Origin of the sequence: Streptomyces sp. NPDC006743, assembly GCF_040703815.1 — a bacterium.
Taxonomy (GTDB): Bacteria; Actinomycetota; Actinomycetes; order Streptomycetales; family Streptomycetaceae; genus Streptomyces.
Genome location: NZ_JBEYJA010000041.1, coordinates 61256 through 76870, shown reverse-complemented (window position 1 = coordinate 76870; position 15615 = coordinate 61256). Strand labels below are relative to the sequence as shown.

Genomic DNA, 15615 nt, shown 5'->3' with positions numbered 1-15615 from the left:
CTCCAGTACCGGCCAGGCACCCTCGACGGTTTCATAGTGGGCACCGGCCTGGCTCTCGACGAACCGGCGTCACCCTGACAAGCCGAAGTCAGTAAGGGCTCCTGCGTCCAGGGGCGGCACCGCCCCGGAGGAAGGTCAGTCGAGGCAGAACTCGTTGCCCTCGATGTCCTGCATCACGATGCAGGACTCGTTCTCCTCGTCGGCGGGCAGCACTTGCAGGCACACCGCGCCGAGCGTGACCAGGCGGTCACACTCGGCCTGCAGCGTGGCCAGGCGCTCCTCACCCACGAGTCCGGTGCCGGCCCGCACGTCGAGATGGACCCGGTTCTTGGCGACCTTCCCCTCCGGAACGCGCTGGAAGTACATGCGCGGACCCACCCCCGTGGGATCCTTGCAGACGGACCACGCGCCACGCTCCTCGGGCGGGAGCGAGCCGTTGAAATCGTCCCAGGTGGCGAACCCGTCCGGCGGAGGCGGGACGACGTAGCCCAACACCTCGCACCAGAAGCGGGCGACGCGTTCGGGATCCGCGCAGTCGAAGGTGACCTGGAACTGTTTGACCGATGCCATCGGGTCACCGTAGCAGGGAGACTTCGCTGGTCAACTCCTTTATGAGGGCCCTCCCGTCGACGCCGCAGGGTGGCCCGCCCCCGGTCTGTCCGGCTCGGACGACGGCAGGCGGGTGCTGAGTACGGGTACTCATGCGCGTCACCCCCCGGTCGCGGCAGCCTGCACCCATGACGGACACTCCTCCGGCCCCGAGACGCCGGCGCCCCTGGTCGCGGCGGACGAGCCCCGGCGCGGACCTCGCCCTCGCCGTTCCGCTGTTCCTGCTGGAAGTCGCCTGGCTCGTGGTGGACTGCCTCTACGGCTACGGACTGGACGTGTGGGCGGCGCAGGGCGACAAGGCAGAAGTCGACGCGGCCACTCTCGCGCAGATGGGGCGGGTACGGACGCTGCTGATCGCCGTACTCGTGGTGGCCGTCCTCGCGGCAGTCTTCCGCGCCCGCTGGACGGTGACCGCACACGTGCTGGTGGCGCTCCTGGCGGGCGGGCTGCTGACGGCCGCGCAACACGACTGGCAACGCAGCCACCGTCCGCCGGTCCGATGCGTCCGCTACAGCGCCAACTGCTGAGCCATGTAAGGGCACTTGGCGGGCCTTCCGCCCGGTGCGACCGGTGTCCCGCGCGCCACGGCCGGTGCGGGGGAGGACGAGACGGACGGCCGGTCCTGACGGACTGTGCGAGCCCTCCCTCGGCGGCGGAGGAGAGTACGACCGCCCGGCGTGTCCCGCCCTCGCGCGGAGGGTCCCGGTGGTGTGGCGGCCCGGCATGTCCGGCGGTCTGGCGGTCTGGCGGTTGTCACTGTCGCGTCACAGTCGACGGCCGGTGAAACGCGCGCCGGCGGTCCACGCTCTGTCCGGGTGCCAGCCGATGTTCGCAGCAGAGGACGCTTCATGAACCGACGTCACGCCTCCGCCTCCGCCGCCGCGGTGCTCGCCTCCGCCGCCGCGCTCCTCGCGAGCGTGTGCGGGACATCCGGCGCGGGCCCGAACTCCGCGGCGGCGGCCGGCATCCGGGCCGTGTCCGTGGAGCCCGGTCCGGTCGGCGCCGGGGTCGTGTCCGTGACGGCGGCCGGCACCCGGGGCGTGTCCGTGGAGGCCGGTCCGGCCGGCGTCGGTCCGAGGGCGGTCACCATCGCCGACGCACAGGCCAGGACCGCGACGGTGGGGACCGCGACGGTAGGGACCGTGACGGTTGGGAACGCGACGGTCAGGACCCCGACGGTTGCGACCGCGACGGTCGGGACCGCGACGGTCACGACTCCCGACCCGTGCCGTCCGCCCGCCGGGTGCCGGAGCTTCCCCGGGGCCGTCCCCGGTATGTCCCACCGCCCGGCCTGAGAGGCCCCCTGTGTCCGTGGTGAAGGAGAAGCTTGTGCTCGTCTGGGTGAACGGCGCGTTCGGCAGTGGCAAGACCACCTTGGTGGAGGAGCTGCGGTCCCGTTGGCCGGAGGCGTTGGTGTTCGACCCGGAGACGGTCGGATACGTGCTGCGCGCGATCGTGGAGGTGCCCACCGGCGACTTCCAGGATCTGCGGCTGTGGCGCCGTCAGGTGGCCGCCATGGCGGTCGGTCTGGTCGAGGAGTACCGGCGGCCGGTGCTGGTGCCGATGACCCTGGTCGATCCGGCGTACGTGGGTGAGATCTTCGGCCGGCTCGCGGACGCGGGCGTCGAGGTCCGCCACTTCTTCCTGACGGTCCCTCCCGACGTGCTGGCCCAGCGCATCGACGGCCGGGTCTTCACGCCCGACGACCCGGCGAGCGACGAGCGGATCCGCGCCTGGTGCAAGGCCCGGATCCCCGCCTGCCTGGCGGCTGCCGACGGGCTCCCGCCGGGCACCGTGTTCCTGGACGGTGAGCTGGCCCCGCCGGAACTGGCCGGCCTCGTGCTCGCGCGGGTGCCTGCGGCCGCGCGCCCCTGACTGGCGGGCGGGCCCGCGCAGGCGCCGTGCCGCGGGGCCGTAACAGGTGGGGCGGGCGCCGGGGAGCCCACCGGCGGCCGCTGAGCCGGTGCCGCTGCGGGTGGCACGGACGGTACGTCACGCCCGGAGCGACAGCCGGCCTCCGGGTCAGCTCATGTGGTTGTACGCGTGGCCCGTGTGGGCGTCCGAGACCGTGCGGGCCTCGAACGGCCGCGTGGCGTCGCCCGTGCCGGAGTACAGGTAGACGGTGCTCGTGTCGGGGCGGTACGCGAAGAGGTCGGCCTTGCCGTCGTGGTCGACGTCACCGGCGCCGACGAGCTGGGAGTAGACCTGCCAGCCCGCGCCGATCCTGGTGCGCTGCGCGTAGGTGCCGTCGCCCTTGCCGAGGTAGAGCCACAGGACGCCGTCCTTGTCGCGGGCGACGAGGTCACCGGCGGGGCTCCCGGCGAGGTCTCCGACGGCGTTGAGCTGGTTGTAGATGTCCCAGCCGTGGCCGATGCGCACGCGGGCCTCGAAGGGGCGGCCCGTGCTGCCGGTGCTGCGGTAGAGCCACAGGTCGCCGCTCTTGTCGACCGCGACGACGTCGGGGCGGCCGTCGCCGGTGAGGTCGCTGCCGCCGGTGAGGTGCGCGTACGTCTGCCAGCCCGGGCCGACCCGCACGCGCGCGGAGAAGTTGCCGTCCTCCCGGCCCGAGTACAGCCAGAGCACGCCGTCCTTGTCGCGGGCGACGAGCTCGGGAGTGAAGCCGGGGCTCGTCGGCCCCGCGACGTCACCGACGTTCTCGATCTTGTCGTAGGTCTGCCAGCCACCGCCGATCCGCGCCCGCGGCTGTCCGTCCTGGGCGCTGTCCCGCCACAGCACCCCCGCGGCGTCCCGGCCCAGCAGGTCGGCGAGCCCGTTGTCGTCGATGTCGTGCTGGGCGGAGGTGGGCGTGCCGGCGTGGGCGAGGAGCCGCACCGCCGGGCGGCCGTCCGCGCCGAGCGAGAGGCGGTAGAAGCCCTTGCCCTGGGCGGTGCTGCTGCCCTGGACGATCCGCGCAGTGCCGTCAGGGGTGGCGGACGAGAGGTCCGCACCGTCGAGGAACTGGACCTTCTCGCCGGTCCTGATGTGCAGGGCCGTGGTCCCGTAGGTCACCCAGTCGCCGAGCAGCCCGAACTCCAGGCTCCCGCCCGCCGTGGTCCCCGGCACGGGGACGGCCGTCTCGGCGCCGGTGGTCCGGTCGCGGACGACCACCCGCAGGGTTTTCGTGGCGGTGTCGTCCTCGACCCAGGCCAGACGGCCGCCGGAGACGACGGGGTTCCGCGCCTGTTGCGGGTAGGGGAAGGTGAGGGTGGCGTCCGTCAGGCCGACGAGGCCGAAGCGCTGTCCGCCCTGCGCCGTCCTGACGCCGAGCAGGCCGTGCGTGGCGTCCCCCGGCCGCACCCGGTCGTAGGAGGCCCCCTCCGGCATGCCCTGGACCGGCCGCGGTGCGGCGTCCTTGGTCTCCAGCCACAGCTTCGTGGCCCCGCGGACGAAGAGGGCCGGCCCCGCCGTGCCGCCGTAGAGGCTGTCCAGTCCGTCGTCGACCTCCTTCATGCCGAACGAGGTTCCGGTGGACATGTCCAGGACCTTGGTCCCGTACGCGTCGCCGTCGGTGATGACGACCGTGTCCCCGGAGACGTCGGCGAGCCCGTCGACCGCGTCGTGGACGGTGTCGCGCGTGGCCCCGCCCGCGTAGGGGGTCCAGCGCAGCTTCCCCTCCTCACCGTCGTGCGGGACGTACGTCAGAAAGCCCAGGGCGCCCGCGGACGCCAGCCGGGCGCCGGGGACCATCGGGAGCAGGCCGCTCGCCCCCGCCGCGACAGGGGCCGGAGCCGCGCCCGCCGGGGCCGCGGCCAGCGAGCCCGTGGTGAGGGTGACGGCCAGGACGGTGACGACGGCGGCGCCGAGACGGCGCCGACCGGTGTGTCGGGACAACAAGAAACGTTCCTCCTGCACGAACGGACCGGGACGCCGCCTGATGCGTCCTCGCCAGTCCGACCACCGGCAAGGCGAATTGGTTGTACACCCCGGGTGCCGACACGGTGTACGGCCGGCTCCACGACCCGGTCGTCCGACGCTCCGCGGCGGCGCACGCGAGGCCCGCGCAGGGGGACCGCGGGGCTGAGGGCGGGTCAGCCGTGCGGGGGAGCGGGATGCGCCCGGGGGCTGACGCGGACGGCGGCGCGGGCGCCGCAGGATGGGACCCCGGCGGAGGGAGGCGCGGTGGAGGGAGGCGCGGTGGAGTGTGGGGACCGGATCGGGCGCGCGGCGGCGTACGCGGCGGCGGCGGCCCTCGTGTCGTACCTGGTCATCAAGGTGTCGTGGGTGGCCGGTTCGCTGCTGGGACTGCTGCCGGCCGGGCGCGGGTTCGGCCTGGGCGGCTGGGTCGTCCTCAACACCGTCACGATCGGCATGGCGGCGGCCGGGATCACGCTCGGGCTGGCGCTGGTACGGCCCTGGGGGATGCGGATCCCCGGCCGGCTGGTGGGGTTCGTCGCCTGGGTCGGCTCCGGGTTCCTGGTGTCGATCCTGCCGTTCGTGGCCGTCAGCGCCCTCCTGGACTCCCGGACCCGGAGCCCGGCAGGCTCCGGGCAGTCGGGCGGTGCCGCGGCGATGCCGGGCTGGGAAGCGGTCCTGCTCCAGTGCAGCTTCGTGGGAACCGGGCTCGCACTGGCCGTCGCGTTCCCCGCCTACCTGCGGCGGCGCTGGCCCCACGCACTGCGCCGCCCGCGACGAACCGGACCCCGCGCCTCGTCAGGGCCGTGGTGGCCCGTCGTGACCGGCGCCCTCACCGGCTCCGTCTGGCTCTACTGGGCGGCCGGCGGCCTGCTGGGCATCACGGACCGCGACGAGCGGCCGGCCGGCTGGCACGTCCTGGTCGGCGTCAGCGCCTGCTGGGCGCTCGCCGCGTCCGCCGCCGCCCTTACCCTCCGCCGGCGCCGGCCGGCCCGGCTGTGGTACCCGTTCCTGCTCGCGACGGTGTGGCTGGGATCGGGCTCGATGTTCGCGTGGAGCGGCTGGCGCCTGCCGGCCACGGTGTACGTGACCCTGACCCACCCGAGCGACGTCCACTACCCGGAGAACGCCGCCCTCGCGGTGACCCTGCACCTCACGGCGGTGCTGACGGGGGCGGGACTGCTGCGGACGCTGGTGCGGGGCGGGAAGGACGCACCGGCCTGAAGGTCATGCGCGCGACGACTTCTGCGGCCGCCGTCGGGGGAGCGCTGTCGGTGCTCTGGCTGGTTGCCTCGCCGGTGCCGCGCATTCGGTCCCTGGGGCCCGGTGGGCCGCTCCTCGCCGCCGGGGCGGGCACCCGCTCGGGTGGCACGTCTCGATCGCGGCGACGGGGGTATCCGCGGGGGCGGAACGTTGTCACCGAGGAGTGGGGAGTCACTGTGCCGTCCACGGACGTCGTCGAACTGATCCTGAAGGACCACCGACGGATGGAGGATCTCTTCCGCACCATGCGCAACGCGGAGGCCGACCGGGGCGCGGCGCTCGGGGAGTTCGCCCAGCTCCTCATCGCCCACGCCTCCGCGGAGGAGGACGAGGTCTATCCGGCCCTGCGGCGTTACAAGAACGTGGAGGGCGACGACGTGGACCACAGCGTGCACGAGCACCACGAGGCGAACGAGGCCCTGCTCGCCCTGCTCGAGGTCGAGGACACCGGCTCCGAGGAGTGGGACGAGAAACTGGAGGAACTCGTCACCGCGGTCAACCACCACGCCGACGAGGAGGAGCGGACCCTGCTCAACGACGCACGGGAGAACGTCGCCGCCGACCGCCGGTCCCAGCTCGGCGAGGCGTTTTGGGCCGCGCGCGCCAAGTACCTCGACGAGCGCTGCGGGGACATCGACAAGGTGCGGGAGCTGGTGGCCTCCGCCCGCAAGTGACCTGCGGCAAATGACCTGCGCGGCCCGGTCGTTGCCCCGCTGGACCGGTGCCGTGCCCCGGCCGCCGCCGGTCGCCCGCCGCCGGCGGCCGGCTCGTGCGGTGCCTGCCCGGGCTACGGGTGTTCTTGGCGGCCCGGTGGGGCTGGGCCGCCTGAAGGCGCTCGGCGGTACGGAGGCGCCGGCCGGCCTCGAGGTGCACGGCGGTCCCTGCGTACCGGACCGCCTCGGCCGCCGTGCAGGAGGAGGCGAAGGTGAACGCCCGGGGCCCCGGGCCGTGCCGAACGGCGCGGCGGTCGCTCCCAGGAGCACCGCAGCGCCTGTCCACGGCTGTTCAGGCTTGGTCAGGACTGCTCGCTCGGCTCTGGTCGCGCGGTCAGGAGAAGACGACGGAACGCAGGAGCAGACGGTCGGACGCACCCGCCCCCGGGCGCAGGACGTAGTACGTGTCGCCTTCGCAGTCGGCGTCGAGGAAGACCGTGGCGGTGGCGTCCGTACGGTTCTTCGGCGCGCGGGAGACGGCGTCCGGGGCGGCGCCGGGCGCGGGGAGGTTGATGCAGGTGCCGCTCTCCGGGTTGTTCAGGAAGCCGACGGCGTCGTACCCCTCGGCGGTGGTGTAGGTGTAGCGGAACTGGCCGGTCGCCGCGGAGGCGGAGCCGGGCACGGCCAGAAGCAGGACGAGGGCGCCGCAGGCAGCGCCGGCGGCCGCGGTGAGGGAGCGAAGTGTCACGGTGATGTCTCTCTGCCGAACCAAGTGCGGTCAGTGACAGCGATGCCCCACCCGGCGCGCGCCAGACGCCTTGTCCCTCGAACGAGAACGCCGAATCGTTCCCTCCCCGATGCCGGTCGTCCCACCCTCCCGGATACGGGCCGTCCCACCCTCCCGGATACGGGTCGTCCCACCCTCCCGGATACGGGCCGTCCCACCCTCCCCGATGCCGTTCGGTCCGCCCCTCCCCGGACCGGCCCCGTGGCGGGACGCGCCGTCCGCCCTCCCCGACTGCCCTCACCGGTCCCCGGTTCCGGCGATCCAACGCCGTTGTCCATATCTGTACTTGAGAACAAATCTGAGTCGTAGTCTAAACTTGCCTTGAGGTCGTCCTCGTGCGGAGTGAGGGGCGGGCGGAACGCCCTGCGCAAGCCGGGCCGGAAGGAGACTGCAAGGTGGACGTTCAGAGGCTGGAGACATTCGTGGCCGTGGCGCAGAGCGGCACCATGGCCGAGGCCGCCGACCGGCTCGGCTATGCGCGCTCGACGGTCACCAGCCACCTGCAGGGGCTCGAACGCAGCCTGGGCGTCTCGCTGCTGGAGCGGGGCGCCTCGGTGAACCGGCTCACGAAGGCGGGCACCCGGTTCCTCGAGTACGCGACCGACATCCTGGACAGACTGGCGCAGGCCCAGGCGGCGGTGACCGCCGCCGCGGAGGACCGGCCCAGCAGCTTGAACATCGGCGCGACCGCGTCCCTGTGCACCTACCGGCTGCCGGGCTTCCTGCGGATGCTCCGCCGGCTCATGCCGAACCTGGAGACCCAGGTCTTCGTCGGTTCGGTCGCCCAACTGCGCGACCAGGTCGCCCGGGGCGAGCTGGCCGCGGCCCTCGTCAACTCGGCGACCGCACCGGCCCCGGCGACGGTGGTCCGGCTCGTCGAGGACGACGACCGCCGGCACCTGTGGACCGACCGGGTCGTCCTGGCGGGCACGCCCGAGTCGGCGGCGCATCCGCGGCGCCTCCTGGTCACCGCGCCGGGCTGCGTCTACCGGGACATCGCCGAGCGCGAGGTGCTGCCCCGTCTGGGCCGCCTCCAGATCCAGCAGGTGGGCAGCGTCGACGGGGTGAAGTCCTCCGTGCTCGGCGGCATGGGCGTGGGTGTGATGCCGGTCGTCGCGGTCGGACCACAGCTGGAATCGGGCCAGTTGGTGGAGATACAGCCGTCGGCGCTGTCCCCGGTGATGACCGAACTCGTCTGGAACGCCGAGGTCACTCCCGCCCACGTCGTCCCGCATCTGCGACGGCTGCGCCCGCCGAGCGGCCCCCGGCCCGACCAGCCGCCCGCCTCCCGCGCCGCCGGCGGTATGGCGAGTTGAGCCTGCGACCGCCCGGGCATGAAGGTGCGGGCTCCCCCGAACACCGCCACACACGCCCCGGGCCCCAGGAACACCGCCACACACACCCCGGCCCCGAGGAGCACCGCCGCAGGAACCCCGTGCCCGAGGAGCACCGCCCCAGGCGTCCCAGCTCCGCGGAGCCGCCCGGAGACGGGCGTGGCCGCTCCCGCCGGGCGGGGGCGCCGGGCTGCCTGATGGTCGTCGCCGCCTGTGTCCTGTTCGGTCTGAGCGGGACGGCCTCGCGGGTGCTCATCGACCACGGCACCAGTGCGCTGACGGTCACTCAGTTCCGTATGTCCGCCGGGTTCCTGAGCTTGTTCCTCGTCCTGTGCCTCACCCGCCGTGACCTGCTGCGCCTGCCGTGGCGGCGGCTGCCGGGTGTCGTCCTGTCCGGGCTGGCGCTGGCCGCCGTCATCTACTGCTACTCGATGGCGATAGCCCGGCTGCCGCTGGCCGTCGCGCTGGTGCTGCAGTACAGCGCCGCCGCCTGGCTGACCGGCGCCGACGCCGTCCGGCAGCGCAGACGGCCGGCCGCGAGCGTGCTTGTGGCCCTGTCCCTCACGCTCGGCGGGGTCGTCCTGATGGTCGGCATCGGCGGTGCGCAGCTCAGCCGCCTCGACCCCGTCGGCCTCCTCTTCGGACTGGCCACGGCCGGCGCCTACATGCTGTACCTCGTGTGCGGCCGCGGCATCGGCGACGCCGTACCGGCCGCCACCTCGACCCTGTACGGATCGCTGGTCGCGGCCCTCGTCTGGTGCTGTGTCCAGCCGCCCGGGCGCATCGAGAGCGGCGCGTGGGAGCCGCGCACCCTCGTGGTGCTCGTGCTGATCGGGGTCCTCGGCATGGCCGCTCCCTTCGCGCTCGTGCTCAGTGCCGTCCGTTCCCTCGGGCCGGCCCGGGTGAGCATGCTCGGTACCTTCGAGATCGTCGCCACCGGTGCCATCGCGTATGTGTGGCTCGGCCAGGCCCTGACGCTCCGGCAGTGCTTCGGCGGGCTCCTGGTGGTCACCGGTGTCGCCGTCTGCGGACGCCGCTCCCCGGACGGGGAGCCGGGCGAGGACCCGCGCCGGCCCCGACCGGGCGCACCGTCAGCGTAGTTGCCGCCCACCCGCGGGCGCCGGGGCGGTACGTCATCCGTGAACAGCGGTTCACGACCTCCGAACCGGCCTGGGCCGGCGGCCCGGGAACCGGGATCGTCGAAGTGTCGCGGCAGACCGCGGCACACCGACAGGAGGTCATCCCCGTGTCCCCCATCCAGTCCAGAGCCACACGCGTCCTGCTCTCGACGGTCTCCTCCGACTCCCACACCTGGAACCTGGTCTTCCTCCAGCTGCTCCTCGAAGAGCGGGGTTACGAAGTGACCAACCTCGGCCCGTGCGTGCCCGACGCCGAACTCATCGAGCAGGTCCGCGTGCAGCGGCCCGACGCCGTGGTCATCTCCTCGGTGAACGGGCACGGACACATCGACGGCCGCCGGCTGATCAGGAAACTGCGTGAGGACGGTGACGAGGCCGTGGCCGCCGTCCCGGTCATGATCGGCGGAAAGCTCGGCATCCAGGGAACCGCCCAGCCGCAACTCGCCGACGAACTGGTCGCCGAGGGCTTCGACGCGGTGTTCACGGACGGCGCGGACCCGGCCGAGTTCAGCGTGGCGCTGCAGCGGATGACCGCCGGCCGCGCCGGGATCACCGGAGCGGCCGCATGAGCGGGATACGTCCGCACAGCAGCCCGGACATGCAGGACTACGTGGAACGCGCCGCACGCGCCGGGCAGTTGGTCGTCCAGCCCCGGATGGGCATGTCCGACCCGAAGGCCATGGCCGACGGCCTGGCCGCCGTCGCGGCGGCCCGCGCCCGGACCCTCGCCACGCTCACCATCGACTCGTACACCAGGGTCGAGGACACCGCCGGCGCACAGGCGGCCCTCGCCGCCGGCCGCGCACTGAACGGCTTCCCGATCGTCAACCACGGACCGCGGGTCACCGCGCAGGTCGCTCGCGCCGCCGACGGTGTTCCCGTCCAGGTCCGGCACGGCTCGGCCCGCCCCGCCCACATCTTCGAGGCGATGATCGGGGCCGGACTGTCCGCCTCCGAGGGCGGCCCGGTCTCCTACTGCCTGCCCTACTCCCGGCTCCCGCTGGCCGAGGCGGTGCCCGCCTGGACGGACGCGACCCAGCAGCTCGCCGAGCAGGCGGCCGACCACGGCATGCGGGCCCATCTGGAGACGTTCGGCGGCTGCATGCTCGGGCAGATGTGCCCGCCGTCGCTGCTGGTGGCGATCAGCGTCCTGGAGGCGATGTTCTTCGCCCGCAACGGCGTGACCTCCGTGTCCCTGTCGTACGCCCAGCAGACCAACGCCGTACAGGACATCGAAGCGCTGGCGGCCCTGCACCACCTCGCCGAACTCTTCCTGCCCTCCGGTATCGCGCGGCACGTCGTGCTCTACACCTACATGGGCGTCTATCCCGCCACCGAGGCCGGCGCGGAACTGCTCCTCGACTCCTCGGCGCAGATCGCCGTACGCGGCGGCGCCGAGCGGCTGATCGTCAAGACCGTCGCCGAGGCCCACCGCATCCCCACCGTCACCGAGAACGTCGCGGCCCTGGAACGCGCGGCCCGGGCCGCCCGCCAGGCCGTGCACGACACCTGCCCGCTGCCGTGGGCCCGCCAGGCCGACTACGAGACCGTCTACACCGAGGCGCTGCGGCTCATCACCGCCGTCCTGGAACACGGCTCCGACATCGGTACGGGCCTGCGCGCCGCCTTCGCCTCCGGCGCCCTCGACGTGCCGTTCTGCCTGCACCGCGACAACGCGGGCGCGGCACGCGGGGCGATCGGCGACGACGGCCGGCTCGTGTGGGCCCGCACGGGCGCCATGCCGCTGCCCGCCCCCCGCACCACCCACCACGCCGTCACCTCCGGCCGGCTCCTGGGCATGCTGCGCTACACCGCGGACGCCCACGACCGGACCGCGGCAGCACTGACCCGCGCCCGCGCCGACGCCACCGCCCCGGCCCCCGCCGAGGTCACCGCCGCCCCCTCCCGCATCGCGGTCGTCGGCTCCGGCCCGCGCGGACTCGCCGTCGTCGAACGCCTCGTGGCCCGCCTGCGCGACAGCGCGCCGGACAAGGCGGTCGAGATCGTCCTGATCGACAAGGACGAGGTCGGCGCCGGACGCATCTGGCGGACCGGACAGAACCCCGCCTTCCTGATGAACACCGCCTGCGGCGAGGTGACCATGTTCTCCGGTCCCGCTGACGGCGGCCCCGCCCGAGCGGGAGCGGGACCCACCCTGGGGCAGTGGTGGGCCGCCACCGAAGACCCCTGCTACCCGGGCCCCAACGCCTACGCACCGCGCGCCCTGTACGGCCAGTACCTGCAGTTCTTCCTCCAGGCGGTGCAGGACTCGCTGCCCGCCGGCGCCACCCTGCGCCGGCACACCGGACACGTCGTCGGGATGCGGCGGGCGGCCGGCGCATGGCGGCTGCGCCTGGGCGACGGCGAACTGCTCGACGCCGACCGGGTCGTCCTCGCCACCGGGCACCCCGTGACCGAACTCCCCCCGGACCAGGCCCGCTTCGCCGCATTCGCCGCCGGCCGGCCCCGACTGCGGTACATCCGCGGCGACAGCGCCGCCGACATGCCGCTGGAGCGCGTCGCACCCGGCTCGCACGTGGCCGTCCTCGGGATGGGCCTGACGTTCTACGACGTCGCGGCGGCGCTGACCACCGGCCGCGGCGGCGAGTTCCGCGAAGGCCCGGACCGGGTGCTGCGCTACCTGCCCTCCGGTCTCGAACCGGTCCTGGTGGCGGGCTCACGCTCCGGAGCGCCGCTGCCGGCCCGCGGACTCAACCAGAAGGGACCGCTGTGGCGGTACACGGCACGGCTGTTCACCCCGCGGCGCGTCACCGCCCTGCGCGCGCCCGGCCGGCCCCTCGACTTCCGCACCCAGGTGTGGCCCTGGCTGCACGCGGAGATGCAGCTCGTCCACTACGCGACCGCGGTGCGCGCCCGGCTCGGGGACGGCGCGGAGCAGGAGTTCCTCACGCGGGCCACCGCCCTCGTCGAGGAGACGGGCCCCGACGCGGCGCACGAGACCGTCCGCGCCTGCGCCGCGGAACTCGGCGTCGACGACCTGGCGCCGCTGGACGTCGACGAACTGACCCGCCCCTTCGCCGGCCGCACCTTCGCCACCCCCGCCGAGTTCACCGCCGCCCTGCGGGAACTGATCGACGACGACCTCCGGCACGCCGCCCAGGGCAACCTCCACGGCCCCCGCAAAGCGGCCCTGGACGTCCTGCGCGACGTACGCGGCACCATCCGGCGCGCGGTCGACTTCGACGGCCTGACCGCGGCCTCGCACCGCGACGACTTCCTCGGCTGGTTCGCGCCGCTCAGCTCCTTCCTCGCCGCGGGCCCGCCGGCGGTCAGGCTGCGCCAGACCCTGGCGCTGATCGACGCCGGCGTCCTGCGGGTGGCCGGCCCGGCGGCCGAGTTCGCCGCGGACGAGGCCGGCGGGTGCTTCACCGTCCGCTCCCCGCAGGTCGAAGGAGCACCGCACCACTGCGAGGCGCTCATCGACGCCCGCATCCCGGCACCCGACCTCCACCGCGACACCACCCCCCTCACCCGGCACCTGCTCGACACCGGACTGTGGACGCGCTGGACCAACGAACAGGGCGAGGGCGGCCGCCTCGCCGGCGGCGTGGCGACGACCACCGCCCCGTACCGGCCCGTCACCGCGACGGGAACGGCGGCCGAGGGCGTCTACGTGCTCGGCATCCCCTCCGAAGGACAGCGCTGGTTCATGCAGGTCGGCTCCGCACGGCCCGGTCCGTGGACCGACTTCACCAAGGACGCCGACGCCGTCGCCCGGGACGCGCTCGCGGCGCTCCCGCAGCCGGCCGCCCCCCGCACGCTGGAAGGAACCCCGCGATGACGACCCGAGACGACCTCGGCACGGCACACTCCCTGCTGCGCCGCACCCCCGCCCACGCCGCCTTCCGGCGCGGCCGCGACCTGCTCCTGGACCTGCGCGCCGACCACGACGCCGCCCGCCGGGCCTTCAGGTGGCCCCGTCCCACCCACTTCAACTGGGCCCTGGAGTGGTTCGACGTCATCGCCCGGGACAACGCACGCACCGCACTGGAACTCGTCGGCCCCGACGGCCGGGACCAGCGGATCTCCTACCAGGACCTCGCCACCCGCTCCGACCAGCTCGCCAACTGGCTCACCGCGACGGGCGTACGGCGCGGCGACCGGGTGCTCCTCGTCCTCGGAACCCAGGCGGAGCTGTGGGAGACGCTCCTCGCCTGCCTGAAGACCGGGGCCGTCGCCATCCCCACCTACACCTCCCTGACCCGCAGCGAGGCCGCCGACCGGATCAGGCGCGGCCGGGTCCGGCACGTGATCTGCCGCAGCGACCTCACCCCCCTCTTCGACCTGCCCGTACCCGGCCCGCACACCGCCCTGACCCGCATCGCGGTCGGTGCACCCGTGGAGGGCTGGCTCGCCTACGCCGACTCCCACCGGGCGCCCGCGTCCTACCTGCCCACCGGCCCGACCCCGGCCTCGGACACGGCCTTCGCCTACTTCACCTCCGGCACCACCTCCGCCCCGAAACTCGTCCTGCACACCCACGCCTCCTACCCCGTGGGACACCTGTCCTCCATGTACTTCAACGGCCTGCTCCCCGGCGACCGGCACGTGAACATCTCCGAGCCCGGCTGGGCCAAGCACTCCTGGTCCAGCTTCTTCGTCCCCTTCACCGCCGAGGCGACCCTCGTCGTCCCGCCCGCCGAGGACACGGACACCGGGCCCTGGCGGCTGCCGCGGCTCCTGGAGGACCGCGGTATCACCACCCTCTGCGCCCCGCCCGCCCAGTGGACCCGGCTCGCCGCCCACGCCTCGACCGCCCGGCCGCGCCTGCGCGAAGCCACCACCGCGGGCGAACCGCTCGCCCTGCACGTGGCGGAGACCATCGAGGCCGAATGGGGCGTGACCGTCCGCGAGGGCTACGGCCAGACCGAGACGACCGCCCTGGTCGGCACCACTCCGGGGCTGCCCCGCAAGCCCGGCTGGCTGGGCAAGCCCCTGCCCGGCTGGGACCTCAGCGTCCGCGACGAGCAGCTGTACGTGGAACTCGCCGGCCGGCCCGTCGGCATGATGACCGGCTACGACGGCGACCCCGGGCGCACCGGGCAGGTCCTCACCTCCGCCCGGTACGCCACAGGGGACTCCGCGGTCCTCGCCTCCGACGGATACGTACGGCTCCTGGGCCGCCGCGACGACGTCTTCAAGTCCGGCGGACACCGCGTCTCCCCCTACGAACTCGAAGCGATCCTGCGCACCCACCCCGCCGTCCGCGCGGCCGCCGTGGTGCCGGTGCCCCACCCCGCGCTGACACTCGCCGCGCACGCGGTGATCGAGACCGAGCCGGGCACCGCCGTCACGGAGGAAGAACTCCTCGCCCACGTCGACCTCCACGTCACCCGCGCCCTGCGCGTCCACAGCGCCTCCTTCACCGACGCGCTGCCCCGCACGACCTCCGGCAAGATCCGCCGCTCCGAGGTGGGCGCACGACTGCGCGCCACCCGGACCGGCACCGCACCCGGCCCCTCCGCCCCGGAAGGCAGCTCCATGTCCCTCACCGGCCACTCGCCCCAGCGCCGCGACGTCCTCGTCATCCGCGCCCTCCTCGACGGCTCGGACCTCGACCGGCTGCCGTGGCAGGCCTACATCCAGCCCGGCCGCCAGGCGGTCGACGTGCACTGGCTCTACACCGCCGAGGAGACCGGCCCCGACGGCGCGGAGGCCTACCTCGCCCGCTTCGGGGCCGGCGCCCACGGAGACCTCCACCGCCACCTCGGGTTCGAACTGATCGTGGTCGTGGACGGCGAACTGCACAACGACAACGGCGACGTCTACGGACCCGGCTGCCTCGTCCTGGAGAAGCCCGGCAGCGTGCACCGCGTCAGCAGCCCCCACGGCTGCACCCTCCTCGTGATCCGGGAGAAGCGCACCGAAGCCCTGCTGCCCGGCGAACTCCCCGACACCGGACTCGCCCTGGACGGCGCCCCGCTCGCCGCCTCCTGACCAGCCTCCCCCCACCCGCA

The 15615-nt window shown here is 73.9% G+C and carries 13 protein-coding genes; 9 read left to right on the top strand and 4 right to left on the bottom strand.

What is annotated here, in order from left to right:
* Positions 1 to 135: 135 nt before the first annotated feature.
* Positions 136 to 570: a VOC family protein gene (locus tag ABZ719_RS27685; RefSeq protein WP_366727886.1), complete on the bottom strand. Its 435-nt coding sequence runs from the start codon at positions 568 to 570 to the stop codon at positions 136 to 138.
* A 167-nt stretch (positions 571 to 737) separates the two neighbouring features.
* Between ABZ719_RS27685 and ABZ719_RS27680 the strand changes: the two genes are divergently transcribed.
* The gene (locus ABZ719_RS27680; RefSeq protein WP_366727885.1) at positions 738 to 1136 is read left to right on the top strand and encodes a DUF6234 family protein; all 399 of its coding nucleotides are present in this window, start codon (positions 738 to 740) and stop codon (positions 1134 to 1136) included.
* A gap of 332 nt (positions 1137 to 1468) precedes the next feature.
* Here ABZ719_RS27680 and ABZ719_RS27675 read toward each other — a convergent pair whose 3' ends face one another.
* A complete protein-coding gene (locus tag ABZ719_RS27675) occupies positions 1469 to 1822 on the bottom strand; it encodes a hypothetical protein (RefSeq protein ID WP_366727884.1) in 354 nt (117 codons plus the stop codon).
* Positions 1823 to 1938: 116 nt separating this feature from the next.
* On the opposite strand from ABZ719_RS27675, the gene ABZ719_RS27670 reads away from it, so the two are divergent.
* Positions 1939 to 2484 carry an AAA family ATPase gene (locus tag ABZ719_RS27670; RefSeq protein WP_366727883.1) on the top strand — a complete coding sequence of 182 codons (546 nt, stop codon included), beginning with the start codon at positions 1939 to 1941 and terminating at the stop codon, positions 2482 to 2484.
* Between the two features lie 147 nt (positions 2485 to 2631).
* On the opposite strand, the gene ABZ719_RS27665 is transcribed toward ABZ719_RS27670, so the two are convergent.
* Positions 2632 to 4443, bottom strand: a complete 1812-nt coding sequence (locus ABZ719_RS27665; RefSeq protein WP_366727882.1) for a VCBS repeat-containing protein — start codon at positions 4441 to 4443, stop codon at positions 2632 to 2634.
* A 300-nt stretch (positions 4444 to 4743) separates the two neighbouring features.
* Between ABZ719_RS27665 and ABZ719_RS27660 the strand changes: the two genes are divergently transcribed.
* Positions 4744 to 5685: a hypothetical protein gene (locus ABZ719_RS27660; protein ID WP_366727881.1), complete on the top strand. Its 942-nt coding sequence runs from the start codon at positions 4744 to 4746 to the stop codon at positions 5683 to 5685.
* A gap of 215 nt (positions 5686 to 5900) precedes the next feature.
* The gene (locus tag ABZ719_RS27655; RefSeq protein WP_366727880.1) at positions 5901 to 6398 is read left to right on the top strand and encodes a hemerythrin domain-containing protein; all 498 of its coding nucleotides are present in this window, start codon (positions 5901 to 5903) and stop codon (positions 6396 to 6398) included.
* A 373-nt stretch (positions 6399 to 6771) separates the two neighbouring features.
* Here the strand turns inward: ABZ719_RS27655 and ABZ719_RS27650 are convergent, their stop codons facing one another.
* Positions 6772 to 7125: a hypothetical protein gene (locus tag ABZ719_RS27650; RefSeq protein WP_366727879.1), complete on the bottom strand. Its 354-nt coding sequence runs from the start codon at positions 7123 to 7125 to the stop codon at positions 6772 to 6774.
* Positions 7126 to 7559: 434 nt separating this feature from the next.
* Here ABZ719_RS27650 and ABZ719_RS27645 point away from each other — a divergent pair, with 434 nt between their 5' ends.
* The 5 genes from ABZ719_RS27645 to ABZ719_RS27625 all read left to right on the top strand — a co-directional run bounded on the left by ABZ719_RS27645 (position 7560) and on the right by ABZ719_RS27625 (position 15595).
* The gene (locus ABZ719_RS27645; RefSeq protein ID WP_366727878.1) at positions 7560 to 8480 is read left to right on the top strand and encodes a LysR family transcriptional regulator; all 921 of its coding nucleotides are present in this window, start codon (positions 7560 to 7562) and stop codon (positions 8478 to 8480) included.
* Positions 8481 to 8599: 119 nt separating this feature from the next.
* Positions 8600 to 9598, top strand: coding sequence for a DMT family transporter (locus ABZ719_RS27640; RefSeq protein WP_366727877.1), 999 nt, complete (start codon positions 8600 to 8602; stop codon positions 9596 to 9598).
* A 146-nt stretch (positions 9599 to 9744) separates the two neighbouring features.
* Positions 9745 to 10206, top strand: a complete 462-nt coding sequence (locus ABZ719_RS27635; protein ID WP_366727876.1) for a cobalamin-dependent protein — start codon at positions 9745 to 9747, stop codon at positions 10204 to 10206.
* Complete coding sequence (locus ABZ719_RS27630; RefSeq protein WP_366727875.1) at positions 10203 to 13439, top strand: FAD/NAD(P)-binding protein; 3237 nt, start codon at positions 10203 to 10205, stop codon at positions 13437 to 13439. The genes ABZ719_RS27635 and ABZ719_RS27630 overlap by 4 nt, the downstream gene beginning before the upstream one ends.
* Positions 13436 to 15595 (top strand): AMP-binding protein, encoded by a 2160-nt coding sequence (locus ABZ719_RS27625; RefSeq protein WP_366727874.1) that lies wholly within the window; start codon positions 13436 to 13438, stop codon positions 15593 to 15595. Before ABZ719_RS27630 ends, ABZ719_RS27625 begins: the two co-directional genes overlap by 4 nt.
* Positions 15596 to 15615: the final 20 nt, after the last annotated feature.

Excerpts from the sequence above, each read along its gene's own strand:
- ABZ719_RS27685 (WP_366727886.1), bottom strand. The coding sequence starts at position 570 with ATGGCATCGGTCAAACAGTTCCAGGTCACCTTCGACTGCGCGGATCCC.
- ABZ719_RS27680 (WP_366727885.1), top strand. The coding sequence starts at position 738 with ATGACGGACACTCCTCCGGCCCCGAGACGCCGGCGCCCCTGGTCGCGG.
- ABZ719_RS27630 (WP_366727875.1), top strand. The coding sequence starts at position 10,203 with ATGAGCGGGATACGTCCGCACAGCAGCCCGGACATGCAGGACTACGTG.
- ABZ719_RS27625 (WP_366727874.1), top strand. The coding sequence starts at position 13,436 with ATGACGACCCGAGACGACCTCGGCACGGCACACTCCCTGCTGCGCCGC.